Here is a 12,982-nt window from a genome sequence, read left to right on the forward strand (position 1 = left end):
AATTCCGGGGCCTCACCCCGAGGGGACCCGCCGGTCCAGCGGCGTCAGTCCCGACCAGGCGGCCAGGGCCGGGGCCAGCCACGGCGGGCCGTCCAGCGTGGCCCCGGCCGGCGCGACCGTCCCGGACTCCCAGCGGAGCAGCCACCCGGTGTCGGCGGTGAGGACCCCGTCCTCCTCGAAACCGGGATTCTCCCGGCACACCTCGTTGCCGGAGACGGACAGCAGCAGCCAGTACCGCTCGGGGCGGTCGGTCAGGTCCACGCGGAGCACGACCCTCGGCCGGGGCAGCAGAGCGGGCTCGATCAGGTGCGACATCGTCCAGAGCACCAGGTACGGATCATGAAGCGACGGCTGGGGCTCCCGCCACCGGGCGCCCCAGGTACCCAGCGCCAGGCAGACGTCGGTGAGCTCCCTGCCGGATTCGGTCAGGTGGTACTCCTGGTCGTGCCGTTCGACCACGCCGTCCCGCTCCAGCCGGCGCAGGCGCTGGGAGAGCACGCTCCGGGGCAGGCCAGGGGCCCCTTCCAGGATCGCGCTGAAGCGGTGGCAGCCCACCATGAGGTTGCGGAGAATGATGGGTGTCCAGCGTTCGGCGAATACTTCCGCGCCCAAAGCGATCGGGCAGTGCTGCCCGTAACCCTTCTTCACACTGACACCATGCCAGGTGACAAGTCTCTTGTTAGTAGAAATTTCAATGTTTACCTGATGGAAAAAGACGCGAAAAGGGCCAGACCCAACGGGTCTGGCCCAAACCAATATCAAGTCACCCGATCAATTCGCTGATCCGGGTGGCTGTGGCGAAGTCGCCGCTCAGCTTGTTCTTGGTGACCGCCACCGTGATCCCGGTCGCCGTGTCCGCGTACGCGGCGCTGCCGCCCGCGCCCGGCATCCCGAACACCGTGGGCGTGGTCTCCGCGTCCGAGCCGGGACGGCCGATCGCGAATCCCAGTCCCCAGGTGGCCGGATTGCCGAAGACCTGGTCGATCCCGGTGAACGACACCGCGGAGACCTCCCGGAGGCGCTCCGGCGAGATCAGGCGGACCCCGTCGACCTCGCCGAGCAGCGCCGCGTACATCCGGGCGACCGCCCGTGCCGAGGTCTTGCCCCCGGCGGGGATGTCGGCCGCCAGCACGTCCGTACGGTTCCCGAGCGCCGCCGACGGGAACAGCGCCATCGGCCCGGCCTTGAACATCGGCAGGTCGGCGGGCATGTCCCCGGCCCAGTCGGCGGTCATCGGCACGTCCTCCAGCACCGCCAGCCGTCCGTGCTCGGAGACCGGCATCCCGAAGTAGATCTCGTCGGCGATGCCGAGCGGCTCGGCCACCTCCTCCCGCAGCACCTGCGAGATCGGCTTCCCCGTGGCCCGGCGGACGATCTCGCCGACGAGGTAGCCGAAGCTGTAGGCGTGGTAGCCGGTCTGGGTGCCAGGCTCCCACCACAGCTCCTGGTCGGCGAGGGCCGCGCACATCTTGTCCCAGTCGCAGACGTCCTCGGGGGTGCTGTCCACCGGGATGCCGGGCACGCCGGCGGTGTGGTTGAGCGCCTGCCGTACCGTGACGTTGCCCTTGCCGTGGGCGGCGAACTCGGGCCAGAGGTCGGCGACCGGGGTGTCGTAGGTGAGCAGGCCGCGCTCCGCGAGCACGTGCAGCACCGTGGACGCCGCGCCCTTGCCGATCGAGAAGTTGTAGAACACGGTGCCGGAGGTGACCTCACGGCCGGTCTCCGGGTCGGCGACCCCGGCCGCCGCGTCCACCACCAGTTCGCCGCCGCGGTAGACGGCCACCTGGATGCCCCGTTCGGTCCCGGATTCGACAAGCTCGTCGAGGGTGGCCTGAACGTTCTTCTGCAGATCAGTCATCGTCCTGTACCTCTCAAACGGGCTTGTAAGTGAGAATCGTGACGCCGGACTCGAAAGTCTCGCTACCGGCCAGGGTGAACGTGGCCTTGGTCCCCTCCGCGAACACGCGCTGCCCCTCCCCGATCACGACCGGGTGAATCCACAGGCGGTACTCGTCGAGCAGGCCGTTCTCCCGCAGCGCGTCGGTCAGCCGGCCGCAGCCGTAGATCAGGATGTCGCCGCCGTCCTGCTCCTTCAGGCGGGTCACCTCGGCGACCAGATCGTCGCCCGGGATGATCGTCGTGTTGTCCCAGTCCGCCTTCTCCAGGGTGGAGGTGACCACGTACTTGTCCATCGCGTTGATGTGGTCGGAGAAGGGGTCCCCGGACCGGTTCGGCCAGGAGTCCGCGAAGCCGTCGTACGTGGCCCGGCCCATCAGCAGGATGTCGCTGCCGAGCAGCTGATCCAGGGCGACCCGGGCGGCTTCGTCGTTCCAGTAGTTCAGCGACCACAGGTGCGGGTTGTCGATGAAGCCGTCGAGGGACACGAACGTGGAAGTGATGATCTTGCGCATGATTCGCTCCTAGGCGAGGTAAGGGTTTTTGGCTCGGGCTTCCCGCAGCGCGTGGGCCCACCAGGACAGCTGGTCCAGCGTGGTCTTCAGCGCGGCGTTGCAGGGTGACGTGGGCTTGGGCCAGGTGCCGTCGGCCGCGAACTGCTCCCAGTAGCAGGCCAGGGCGACTTCGTCGCGGATGGCCACCGCGTGCAGTTCGGTGAAGATCTGCCGGAGTTGAGCGGTGGCGTGGCGTCCGCCGGACTCCCGGCCGTACGAGATGAAGGTGACCGGTTTGGCGTGCCACTCCGCGTAGAACCAGTCGATGGCTGTCTTGAGCGGAGCCGGGAAGCTTCTGTTGTATTCAGGGGTAACGACCAGGAAGGCGTCGGCGGCGGCCAGGCGGGGGGCGAGGCGCCGTACCGGGTCGGGGAGCGGGTCGTCCTGGTCGCCGAGCGTGTCCGGGAGGGCCGTCTCGGCCAGGTCGATCAGGTCCAGTTCCAGGTCGGCCCGGCGCCAGGCCCGGGAGAGCACCCAGCCGGCCACCGTGGGACCGAACCGCCCGGTCCGGGTGCTCGCGATGATGATCGCGAACCTCAGTTTGTCCGTCATGTCCGCCTCCTTTCTGACACCTGCGAATCTGCCAGGGGTGTCTTACGGTCTCCTTCTCGTCCCCTTACGGTCAGGCGGCCGGTGCCGTAAGCCGCTAGCGTGGCGGCATGCGCTTTGGGGTGCTGGGGCCACTCGCGGTGTGGACGGCGGACGGGCGCGCGGTGCCGATCCCTGGTCTGAAGGTCCGCGCTCTCCTCGCTGACCTGCTCGTTCACGAAGGCCGCACGGTGTCGGCCGACCGTCTGGTGGACGATCTGTGGGGGGACGACGCGCCGGCCAATCCGGCGGGGGCGCTTCAGGTCAAGGTGTCCCAGCTCCGCCGAGCCCTGGACGAAGCCGAACCAGGCGCCCGCGATCTGGTCGTGTCCATCCCGCCGGGCTATGCCCTCCGTACCGGCCCGGAAGCGGTCGACGCCGCACGGTTCGCCCAGCTGACCGCAGAAGCCCGGGAAACCGCCGACCCGCGCGCCGCCGCAGCCCTGCTCACCGACGCTCTCGCCCTCTGGCGCGGTACGGCTTACGCCGACTTCGCCGACGAGGAGTTCACCGCCCCCGCGATCGCCCGCCTCGACGAGCAGCGGCTCGCGGCGCTCGAACAGTGGGCCGAGGCCCGGCTGGAACTGGGCGAACACAGCCTGCTCGCGGGCGAGCTGGCCGAGCTGACCGCCCGCCACCCGCTCAGGGAACGCCTGCGCGCCGCCCACATCCGCGCCCTCTACCTGGCAGGACGCCAGAGCGAGGCGCTCGCCGACTACGCCGACCTGCGTGACCGGTTGGCCGACGAGCTGGGCCTGGACCCCAGCCCCGACCTGGTCGCGCTTTATCAGGCGATCCTCCACCAGGATCCGGCGCTGAGCACGGCCACGACGATCCGTACGAACCTGCCGGAACCCCTCGGAGACCTGATCGGCCGGGAGGAGGCGGTCGCCGAGGTCCGTACCCTCCTGGAAAAGAGCAGACTGGTCACGCTCACCGGCTCCGGCGGCGTCGGCAAGACGCGCCTGGCCCTGGAGACCGCCCGCGGGATGATCTTTCCCGACGGCGTCTGGCTGGTCGAACTGGCCGCATTGAGCGGATCCGGCCTGGCCGAGGCGATCATGGCCGCGCTGGAGATCCAGGACACCGGCGGCGCCGACCGGCTCGCCGGCGCGCTCCGCTCCCGGAACCTGATGCTCGTGCTGGACAACTGCGAACACGTCATCGACGACGTCGCGAAACTGGCCGACACCCTGCTGCGGCAGGCGCCCAAGCTGCGGATCCTCGCCACCAGCCAGGAGGCCCTCGCGCTGCCCGGCGAATCGGTCTGGAGCGTGCCTCCGCTGGACGTTCCCTCCCCCACCGCCGACCTCGCCACCCTCGACCAGTCCAGCGCGGTCCGGCTGTTCGTCACCCGGGCCAAGGCCGCTGCCCGGGATTTCACGCTCGACACCGACACCGCCCCCGCGGTCGCCATGCTCTGCCGCCGCCTCGACGGCATCCCGCTGGCGCTGGAACTGGCCGCCACCCGGGTCCGCGCGCTCGGCGTACACGGCCTGGTGGCCCGTCTGGACGACCGGTTCCGCCTGCTCGCCACCGGCCATCGCGGCGCGCCGCCCCGCCAGCAGACCCTCACCGCCATGATCGACTGGAGCTGGGAGCTGCTCGGCGACCCCGAGCGGATCGTCCTGCGGCGGCTGGCCATCCACGCCGACGGCTGCACCCTCGACGCCGCCGAAGCCGTCTGCGCCGTGCCCGACGTGCTCGACCTCCTGTCCCGCCTGGTCGACCGCTCCCTTGTCACCGTCGCCCACGGCCCCGAAGGCCCGCGCTACCGGCTGCTCGAATCCGTCGCCGCGTACTGCGTGGACCGCATGCGCGAAGCCGGCGAATACGACGAACTCCTGGACCGCCACCGCGCCTACTACACCGACCTCGCCGACCAGGCCCACCCCCACCTGTACGGCCCCGCCCAGCGCACCTGGCTCCGCCGCCTCGACGCGGAGGCCGCCAACTTCCGCACCGCCCTCAACCTCCGCCTGGCCAACCGCCTGACCTGGTACTGGTTCCTCCGCGGCCGCCTCACCGAAGCCCGCCGCTCCCTCGAAACCTGCCTCTCCCAGCCCGGTACGGCATCCGCCGAGCGCGCCACCGCCCTCGCCTGGCAGGCCGGAATCGCCCTCCTCCACGGCGACACGACGGACAAGACCACCCGCCGCGAGACCGCCCTCGCCCTCCTGGACGGCGACCCCGCCGGCAAGGCCAGAGCCCAGTGGTTCCTCGCCTACACCGCCACCGACCTGGGCGACCTGGCCGTCGCCACGGACCTCATCGACCAGGCCCTGCCGGTCATGCGCCAGTACGGCGACCGCTGGGGCGAAGCGGCCGTACTGAGCGTCCAGGCGAAACTCGCCCACGTTCGCGGCGACCTGAGCGCACTCGGGAACGCCGCCCAGCGCAGCGCCGAGATCTTCAACGCGCTGGGGGAGCGCTGGGGCCAGCTGGAGGCCACCGGCTGGCTCGGCGCGCTGGCCGAACTGACCGGCGACTACGACGAGGCAGAACGCCGCCAGCGGGACGGCCTGGTGATCGCCGAGGAGCTCGGCCTGTGGACGGAGGTGTCGACCCGGCTGTCCTGGCTCGGCTGGATCGCCCTGCAACGCGGGGACTATGCGCAGTCACGCCATCTGTGCGAACGCGCGCTCCGGCTGGCCGTCGAGCAGGCGCACGTGCCGGGCATGGTCTTCGCCGAGATGACGCTCGGCTTCGCCGCCCGCAAGGACGGCCTCATCGAGCTGGCGGAGACCCATCTGCGCGGCGTGCTGGCCCGTACCAGCCCGATCGACGAGGCCAACCCGCCTCCGCACCTGCCGATGGTCCTGGCCGAGCTGGGCTTCGCGGCCGGGCAGCGCGGCGCCCTGACCGAGGCGGTGGAGCTGCACCGGCGGGCGTTCACCACGGCGCTCACCTTCGACGCGCCCCGTGAGCACGCGCTCGTCGCTGAAGGCCTGGCGGGAGCCCTCGCGGCGGCGGGCGAGCACGGGCAGGCCGCGCGGCTGCTCGGGGCGGCGGCGCGGGTCCGTACCGAGAAGGAGACGCCGCTCGCGCCCGCCGAGCGGGTGGACGTGGACCGGATCACCGCCATGGTCCGCGCCGGCCTCGGCGAGGAGGCCTACGACGCCGAGTTCAAAGAGGGCGCCGAGCGCCGATTCCGTTGAACCCGAGCCCTCCTCGCCGCGTACCTCCCCGCGAGGAGGCGGAAGATGCGTTGGGTGAGAGTTCTGGCGTTCGCGGCGTTCCTGGCTGCCGGCTGCTCGGCCACTGCCGACACTCAGGACCCGGACGTGCGGTTCTCGCTGGAGATGATCACTCATCACCGGCAGACGCTGAAACTCGCGGACATGGTCAAAGGCCGCAGCACCAACGCGTACGTCACCGCGCTCGCCGCCAAGCTCAAGGTCGACGAGCGTACCGAGATCGACGTGATGAACACCTGGCTTCACATGTGGAACATGCCAGTGCCAAAAGATGCCAAATACCAAATGCCGGGCAGTGTGACCGCGGACGACTACACCGCACTCCAGAGCCGGACCGGCGAGGAGTTCGACCGCATGTGGCTCAGCACCCTCAGCAGACACCTCAACACCGGCGTCATGATCGCTCAGGTCGCGGTGGCCACCGGCGATCACCCACCCACCGGCGACCTCGCCCGCCGCATTGTCAGAGAGCAGCGTGCGGAGATCGCCGAGATCGGCGAGCAGATCAGCTGAGACTCCAACTTCCGTCACACGTGTGCCACCACCCGTTTCGCGGGTAGTGGCAGAACAGCGTGGAAAGGCGGCGAGCACTGTGACAGGCATCCTGCTGAGTCTGGAGTTCGACCAGAACGCGATCACGCATGTCCGCCACCTCGTGCAACGCGCCGCGCACGCGGCCGGCCTGATCGGCGCCGCCCTCGAAGACTACGTGCTGGCCGTCCACGAGGCCGTCACCAACGCCGTCAAATACGGCCTCGGGCCCCGCAGCATCGCCATCTGGGAGGAGTCCGGGCAGTTCTGCTGCGAGGTGCGGGACAGCGGGCCGGGCATCCCGTACCACACGCTGATCTCCGATGAGCTGGCCGAACACACCCCGCTCGGCGGCCGCGGCCTCTGGCTGATGCGCCGCCTCACCCACACCACCATCCAGACCAGCTCCACCGGCACCACGGTCAGACTCGCGGCCCCGCTGCCCTAAGGTTCGCTCAGAGCTAAGTCACGGCAGTACGGCATTCGCCCGAAACCTGTCCGAGATAAGACCAGTTGGATGGGTTACTACCTAAAAGAACTGGGCGGATGACCCCAACGAGTGGTTCACTATCGCCAGATTAGGTACAACCGGTTATCGAGCAACCCCGGCCGTGCACCGAACCCTTGCTAGGCTGGCGGGAACCTAGTTGGAACCGGGCGTTGTCTCACCCGGCTGGTGAGACCGTTGGGAAGTGGGGTCACACCATGAAGAAGCTGCTCGTTCTGGCGCTTATCGCTATTGGGGGGCTGCTGGTCTGGCGTAAGGTGCAGTCCGACCGCGCCGAACTGGACCTGTGGACCGAGGCGACCGGCAGCGAGAACTGACGACCGTCCGGAGATGGGTTTTGCTTGATCGTGGCGAAGGTGCGGGTATGACCACCGTCAGGCTGGCCTGCCTGGACTTGGCGGGCACCACGATCGGCGACGTCGCCATGGTCGAACGCGCGTTCGCCGAAGCGATCGCCACCCAGGGCATCGTCCCCGGGACCAGTGCGTACGCGCGGGCCATGGTCCACGTCCACCGGTCCCGGGGCTGTCCCAAGATCGACGTCTTTCGCGGGATTTTTCCGGACAACGAAGCGCGGGCGCAGGCAGCCAATCTGACCTTCGAACGGTCGTACGAGGGCGCCATCGAGCGCACCGGCCTCATCCCCCTCCCCGGAACCGTCGAAGCCCTCGACAAACTCCGCGCCGCCGACATCCAGATCGCCCTCATCACCGGCTTCAGCCGGGGCACCCTCAGCCGGATCCTCTCCGCCCTGGGCTGGCACGACAAACTCGACCTCGCCCTCTGCCCCGAAGACGCGGGCCGCGGCCGCCCCCACCCCGACCTGGTGCTCTCCGCCGTCCTCAAACTGGGCATCGACGACGTCCGCCAGGTCGCCGTCGCCGGCGACTCCGAAAACGACATGATCACCGGCCGCCGCGCCGGCGCCTCCGTCGTCGCGGGCGTCCTCACCGGCGTCCACAGCCGCGAACGCCTCCTCGGCGGCGGCGCCACCCACATCCTCGACTCCATCGCCGACTTCCCCACCCTCATCCTCGGCCAACAAGCCGTCCCCGCCATCCGCTAACGGCCTCCAGACCAACCGCCTCTGGTCGACAGCTGTCCGCGCGGGTCCGCCAACGACCTTCGGCGATCAACGGTCTCCGGCCCGCAGCCGTCCGCGTCGTCCGCGCGCGGCATTCAGAGGCCAAGCGTCTCCGGCCCGCTGTTGGCCTTCAGGGATCATCCCTGCAGACTGTCTCCTGCCTGCAGGGTCATCCGCCCGTCCGCATGCCGTTTACTGTCGGGGGCTAGATGCCATCCATCGGATCGTTCGCCCATCGAGGGCGTAAGACATCTGCGCAATCGTTTACTCGTCGAGAGCTTGGTAGGACCACCCCCGCCAACGCTCCACACTGATCGCCACAACGGGCCCCTCAGGACGCTGCTCCCGATACTGCTCGTACCGCTCCACAAGCCGCCCGATCCACTCCTCCTGTACCCCCGCATCCTCGACAACCCCGGCCCGCCCATCCGCCCTCACCCACCAGAGCCGCGTCCAATCCTCCTCATAGTGATCCACCAGCACGCACACCCGGTCATCCCTCGCGATGTTCCGCAACCTCCGAAGATCCTTCGTACGCTTCGGCTTGTGATCGACCGCAAACGCGATCACATCCCCCTCCACCACAAACACAATCGGCACAAGATGCGGCCCATCGTCCGAACCCCCCGTACCCAACACCCCAGCCCGAGCCCTCAGAAACCGCTCCCGAGCTTCCCTCTGCTCCATAGCCCCCACATACCCACCCTCACCGCCCAACTGCGACCCCGACACGACCGCACACCCGCACTGCGATACCGAGTGGCGCGAAGCCTAGGCTGTTGCTACGGTGTACAAGCCAGACAGCTTCGTGATCAACACCATTACCGCAGGTCACGAACTGTTTTGCGGGGGCCTTAGCTCAGCTGGCAGAGCGCCTGCTTTGCAAGCAGGATGTCAGGAGTTCGAATCTCCTAGGCTCCACCAGCCAAAACGCCGCCTCCCTGATCTCGGGAAGCGGCGTTCGTGCCCTTAACGTGCCATTAGCCTGCGGGAACCCGCGCGCCGGCGAGGCCGTCGTCATCATCCGGATATCCGCGTTCAGCCTCAACACGAGCGCTCAGGGCATCCGCGATCTTCCGATCTGCTTCCATCGTCGCGTGCTGAGAGATCAGTGCCGCCCGGCCGCTGTCGTGCCGCGCCTTGAGATCAACCAGACTCGCCCGACTGCGATGCGAGCGTTTCTCCGTATGCCTGAGAACGGAGCGACGAGGCGGCCCGCCTGTAACGCCGCGTCAGCGATGGCAGGCGAGTACGCCTGGTAGACCACAATCGTGCAAGCGTCGTAGTCGGCACGGATCTGATATCGGGGTGCCATAAGCCGCACCCTCCCATGGGCTTCGCGAGCAGTTTTCTCGCGATTACCCCGAAGCCGTGGCGGTTCGCGCTTGGCGGGCAATGATGACGGCGTCTCTGCTGACCGCTGTGCCTCGATCATCCACGAATTCGAGGCGGACGGGGCTGCCCTCGATCGTTGTCGTGGTGTACGTGACGTCGGCGCCCCGCTCCTTCGGGAGGTGGGTCTCGCCCCACTGGATCAATGCGGCGAGAACGGGCATGACATCGCGACCGGCCTCGGCGAGGACGTACTCGTCGCGAGTGCGCTCACCCTTCTCCTGGTACGCGCGCCGTTCCAGCAACCCGGCGTCCACCAGCGCGTCAAGCCGCGCGCCGAGAGTCCCGCTCGGTACGCCGATGCGCTGGAACTCCGCATACTTCGTGCGCCCGAAGAACGCCTCACGCAACAGCAGCAGGTTCCACTTCTGACCGAGCACGGCCAGTGAGCGGGCGATCGGGCAGGACTGGTTGGCGGGCAGCGACAAGGGATCCATGCCCCGAGTTTACCCTGACTTCATTATTTCTACTCAGCATGCTAGCTTCAAAGAACGAAGTCAGGTCCTCGTGGAAAGCGTGATCAACATGACCCTTGGTTATGAAACCTTCGTAGCCGACCCCATCCCGCTGGCCGTCAGTGAACCGGTGCCCAACGGCGACCGCCGGATGTTCTCGCCCCTGTCGATCACATTGATCCACGGCGAAAGGGACGCCGTCCTCATCGACCCGCCGATGACCCGGGCACAGGCCGACGTGGTCGGCTCCTGGATCGAGGCGAGCGGCAAGAACGTCACCCACATCTTCGTCACCCACGGTCACGGCGATCACTGGTTCACCGCCGATCTGCTCGCCCAGCGCTTCGGAGCCCAGGTCGTCGCCTCCGCCGGCACGATCGAGCAGATGCGGCGCAACGTCGCCATCCGCGAGGTCTTCTGGGACAGACTCCTGCCGGGCCAGATCCCCGACTCGCCCGTCACGGCTGCCACTCCACCAGGGAACCGCCTCGACCTCGAAGGCCACGAGCTGGCCATCATCGAGGTCGGCCACAGCGACACCGACGAAACCAGTGTTCTGCACGTGCCCGACCTCGACCTGGTCGTCGCCGGCGACGTCATCTACAACGGCGTGCACCAGTTCCTCGTCGAGACGAAGGACGGCGGGATCGACGCGTGGCGGAAAGCCATCGACATCGTCGAGAACCTGCGGCCCCGCTTGATCGTCGCTGGTCACAAGAACAAGGACCTCGACGACGACGCGGACCGCGCCATCGCGCAGACCCGCGCGTACCTCGACGCGGCCGACGAACTGCTCCCGCGGTACACGACCGCCCTCGACTTCTTCCGCGCCATGCTCGAACGCTTCCCCGAACGCCTCAACCCCGGCGCCCTGTGGAACGGCGCGACCTCCCTCTACACCTGACACCAGATAGTTGCGACCGGACGCAACCTCAGCCAATAGGCTGATCGGATGACAACGCCGGTGCCCGGACTGGACGGCGACGAGGAACTCTTCTGGCGCTCCCTCGTTGAACTCCTCCTGCGACTCCCACGCGTCCTGGACGAGCACTTCGACCGGGAGGCCAGAGTCGGCATGACCGACTACTCCGTCCTGGTCGCCCTCTCCGAGGCGCCGTCCGGCGAACTGCGCATGGGCGAACTCGCCGAGGCGACCGCCCTATCCCGCAGCCGGATGAGCCGCGTCGTCGACGATCTCGTACGCCGTTCGCTGGTGACCCGGCGCAGGTGCGAACAGGACGCCCGCAGCGCCATCGCCGCCATCACTCCCGAAGGACTCGCCGTGCTGACCGCCGCCTACCCCGGCCACGTCGCCCGCGTACGGTCGCTGGTCCTCGATCACATCACCAAGAGCGAGATGCGCACGACGACCCAGGCGCTGTCCCGCGTCCTGACCGCACTTCGCGAGACCACCGCCGACTGACCGCCCGATCTCAACAGTCGCCCCCGTATCGCTCCGATCATTTGCTTGCGTGCGCAAATATTTGAGTCCATACTGAAGTCGCCGACGGAGGCGAACGTCGCAGAACACCGCGATGACTCGACATCGCCAGGCCCGCCTACGGTCTCTCTGCGGCGGGATAAGTATTTCTACACGCAAATATCTTGGAGGATGCCATGACGTCTTCGCGCGACTTAAACCGTCGTAACTTTCTACGCCAAGCCTCCACGGTCGCAGCCGTCCCGGCCGCGGCCAGTCTGCTGGCCCTCAACTCGCCCGGCGCGGCCCACGCCGTCCCGAAGAGCGCGGCGACGGGCACTCTGCCGGACTACGCGCCCATCCCGGCCAGCGCGTTCGGTCCCGCCGTCAACCAGGCCGGATACTACGTCGGCCACGTACGCGGCAACCTGTACTGGGTCACCGACGGCTTCTACCAGGCCATGTTCCTGACCACCACCGACGGCGTGGTCATGGTCGACGCCCCGCCCACCATCGGCCGGAACCTCCTGCGGGCCATCGAAGAAGTCACCACGGCCCGCAACCGGCCGAGCCGCGTGACCCACCTGATCTACTCACATTCGCACGCGGACCACATCGGCGCCGCATCGATCTTCGGCCGCGGCGTTACCCGCATCGCCCACTCCGAGACCAAGCGCCTTCTCAAGTCCGCCCGGGACAACAACCGCCCCCTCCCGACCATCACGTTCAGCGAAAGCTATGACCTGCGCGTAGGCGGCGAGCGGCTGCACCTGTCGTACCACGGCCCCAACCACAGTCCCGACAACATCTTCATCCACGTTCCATCCGCCGCCACGCTGATGGTCGTCGACGTCATCTTCCCCGGCTGGGCACCGTTCAAGAACCTCGCCGAATCGCAGGACATCCCCGCGTGGATCGCCACCCACGACACCGTCCTCGCCTCTCCCTGGCAAACCCTGATCGGAGGCCATCTCGGCCGCCTCGGCACCCGCGCCGACGTCACCCTGCAACGCGCCTACGTACACGACCTCGCCATCAGCACCCGCGACACCCTCAACACCCTCGACCCCACACCGTTCTTCACCAAGTACGGCCCCACCGGCAACGCCTGGGCCATCTTCAAGTCCTACCTCGACACCGCCGCCGAACAGGCCGCCGCTCCCGTCATCGCCAAGTACACCGGCCAACTCGCCGCAGCCGACGTTTTCACCCCCGCGAACGCGGCGACGATGGTCAACTCCACACGAATCGACGCCGGCATCCTCGGCCCGTTCGGCATTCACCCCTAACCAGGCCAAGAAGCCAGCGCACGAGGATCATCCGGGAGCCACGACCGATGAAGCGCTCGGCTGGTGGT

Annotated in this window: 15 protein-coding genes and 1 tRNA gene; 9 read left to right on the plus strand and 7 right to left on the minus strand. The window is 68.1% G+C overall.

From position 1 onward, the window contains the following. Positions 1 to 12 precede the first annotated feature (12 nt). The 4 genes from Aph01nite_RS07810 to Aph01nite_RS07825 all read right to left on the minus strand — a co-directional run bounded on the left by Aph01nite_RS07810 (position 13) and on the right by Aph01nite_RS07825 (position 3,002). Positions 13 to 648: a winged helix-turn-helix transcriptional regulator gene (locus Aph01nite_RS07810; protein WP_204040085.1), complete on the minus strand. Its 636-nt coding sequence runs from the start codon at positions 646 to 648 to the stop codon at positions 13 to 15. 115 nt (positions 649 to 763) lie between these two features. After that, the gene (locus tag Aph01nite_RS07815; protein WP_204040086.1) at positions 764 to 1,858 is read right to left on the minus strand and encodes a serine hydrolase domain-containing protein; all 1,095 of its coding nucleotides are present in this window, start codon (positions 1,856 to 1,858) and stop codon (positions 764 to 766) included. Positions 1,859 to 1,871: 13 nt separating this feature from the next. Beyond that, on the minus strand, positions 1,872 to 2,411 hold the full coding sequence (locus Aph01nite_RS07820) for a dihydrofolate reductase family protein (RefSeq protein ID WP_204040087.1): 540 nt from the start codon (positions 2,409 to 2,411) through the stop codon (positions 1,872 to 1,874). A 9-nt stretch (positions 2,412 to 2,420) separates the two neighbouring features. After that, positions 2,421 to 3,002 carry an NADPH-dependent FMN reductase gene (locus Aph01nite_RS07825; protein ID WP_204040088.1) on the minus strand — a complete coding sequence of 194 codons (582 nt, stop codon included), beginning with the start codon at positions 3,000 to 3,002 and terminating at the stop codon, positions 2,421 to 2,423. Positions 3,003 to 3,109: 107 nt separating this feature from the next. On the opposite strand from Aph01nite_RS07825, the gene Aph01nite_RS07830 reads away from it, so the two are divergent. The 5 genes from Aph01nite_RS07830 to Aph01nite_RS07845 all read left to right on the plus strand — a co-directional run bounded on the left by Aph01nite_RS07830 (position 3,110) and on the right by Aph01nite_RS07845 (position 8,340). Beyond that, positions 3,110 to 6,196, plus strand: coding sequence for an AfsR/SARP family transcriptional regulator (locus Aph01nite_RS07830; RefSeq protein WP_204040089.1), 3,087 nt, complete (start codon positions 3,110 to 3,112; stop codon positions 6,194 to 6,196). A 54-nt stretch (positions 6,197 to 6,250) separates the two neighbouring features. Continuing rightward, on the plus strand, positions 6,251 to 6,748 hold the full coding sequence (locus Aph01nite_RS07835) for a DUF305 domain-containing protein (RefSeq protein ID WP_204040090.1): 498 nt from the start codon (positions 6,251 to 6,253) through the stop codon (positions 6,746 to 6,748). A gap of 79 nt (positions 6,749 to 6,827) precedes the next feature. Beyond that, positions 6,828 to 7,214 carry an ATP-binding protein gene (locus Aph01nite_RS07840; protein ID WP_204040091.1) on the plus strand — a complete coding sequence of 129 codons (387 nt, stop codon included), beginning with the start codon at positions 6,828 to 6,830 and terminating at the stop codon, positions 7,212 to 7,214. Between the two features lie 257 nt (positions 7,215 to 7,471). Continuing rightward, a complete protein-coding gene (locus tag Aph01nite_RS41175; RefSeq protein WP_239161478.1) occupies positions 7,472 to 7,591 on the plus strand; it encodes a DLW-39 family protein in 120 nt (39 codons plus the stop codon). Between the two features lie 47 nt (positions 7,592 to 7,638). Beyond that, a complete protein-coding gene (locus Aph01nite_RS07845) occupies positions 7,639 to 8,340 on the plus strand; it encodes an HAD family hydrolase (protein ID WP_204040092.1) in 702 nt (233 codons plus the stop codon). Between the two features lie 282 nt (positions 8,341 to 8,622). On the opposite strand, the gene Aph01nite_RS07850 is transcribed toward Aph01nite_RS07845, so the two are convergent. Further along, entirely contained in the window at positions 8,623 to 9,045 is a 423-nt protein-coding gene (locus Aph01nite_RS07850; protein ID WP_204040093.1) for a TIGR03668 family PPOX class F420-dependent oxidoreductase, read from the minus strand. A gap of 161 nt (positions 9,046 to 9,206) precedes the next feature. Here Aph01nite_RS07850 and Aph01nite_RS07855 point away from each other — a divergent pair. After that, a tRNA-Ala gene (locus Aph01nite_RS07855) sits at positions 9,207 to 9,282 on the plus strand. A 184-nt stretch (positions 9,283 to 9,466) separates the two neighbouring features. Here Aph01nite_RS07855 and Aph01nite_RS42420 read toward each other — a convergent pair. Next, positions 9,467 to 9,793: a DUF4291 family protein gene (locus tag Aph01nite_RS42420; RefSeq protein WP_307836766.1), complete on the minus strand. Its 327-nt coding sequence runs from the start codon at positions 9,791 to 9,793 to the stop codon at positions 9,467 to 9,469. Continuing rightward, the gene (locus tag Aph01nite_RS07865; protein ID WP_204040095.1) at positions 9,717 to 10,187 is read right to left on the minus strand and encodes a winged helix-turn-helix transcriptional regulator; all 471 of its coding nucleotides are present in this window, start codon (positions 10,185 to 10,187) and stop codon (positions 9,717 to 9,719) included. Before Aph01nite_RS07865 ends, Aph01nite_RS42420 begins: the two co-directional genes overlap by 77 nt. 88 nt (positions 10,188 to 10,275) lie before the next feature. On the opposite strand from Aph01nite_RS07865, the gene Aph01nite_RS07870 reads away from it, so the two are divergent. From Aph01nite_RS07870 to Aph01nite_RS07880, 3 genes are all read left to right on the plus strand, one after another. Then, entirely contained in the window at positions 10,276 to 11,109 is an 834-nt protein-coding gene (locus tag Aph01nite_RS07870) for an MBL fold metallo-hydrolase (RefSeq protein ID WP_204040096.1), read from the plus strand. Positions 11,110 to 11,157: 48 nt separating this feature from the next. Further along, positions 11,158 to 11,628, plus strand: a complete 471-nt coding sequence (locus tag Aph01nite_RS07875; protein ID WP_204040097.1) for a MarR family winged helix-turn-helix transcriptional regulator — start codon at positions 11,158 to 11,160, stop codon at positions 11,626 to 11,628. Positions 11,629 to 11,822: 194 nt separating this feature from the next. Then, positions 11,823 to 12,914: an MBL fold metallo-hydrolase gene (locus Aph01nite_RS07880; RefSeq protein WP_204040098.1), complete on the plus strand. Its 1,092-nt coding sequence runs from the start codon at positions 11,823 to 11,825 to the stop codon at positions 12,912 to 12,914. Positions 12,915 to 12,982: the final 68 nt, after the last annotated feature.

Origin of the sequence: Acrocarpospora phusangensis (assembly GCF_016862995.1) — a bacterium.
In the GTDB taxonomy this organism is placed as follows: domain Bacteria; phylum Actinomycetota; class Actinomycetes; order Streptosporangiales; family Streptosporangiaceae; genus Acrocarpospora; species Acrocarpospora phusangensis.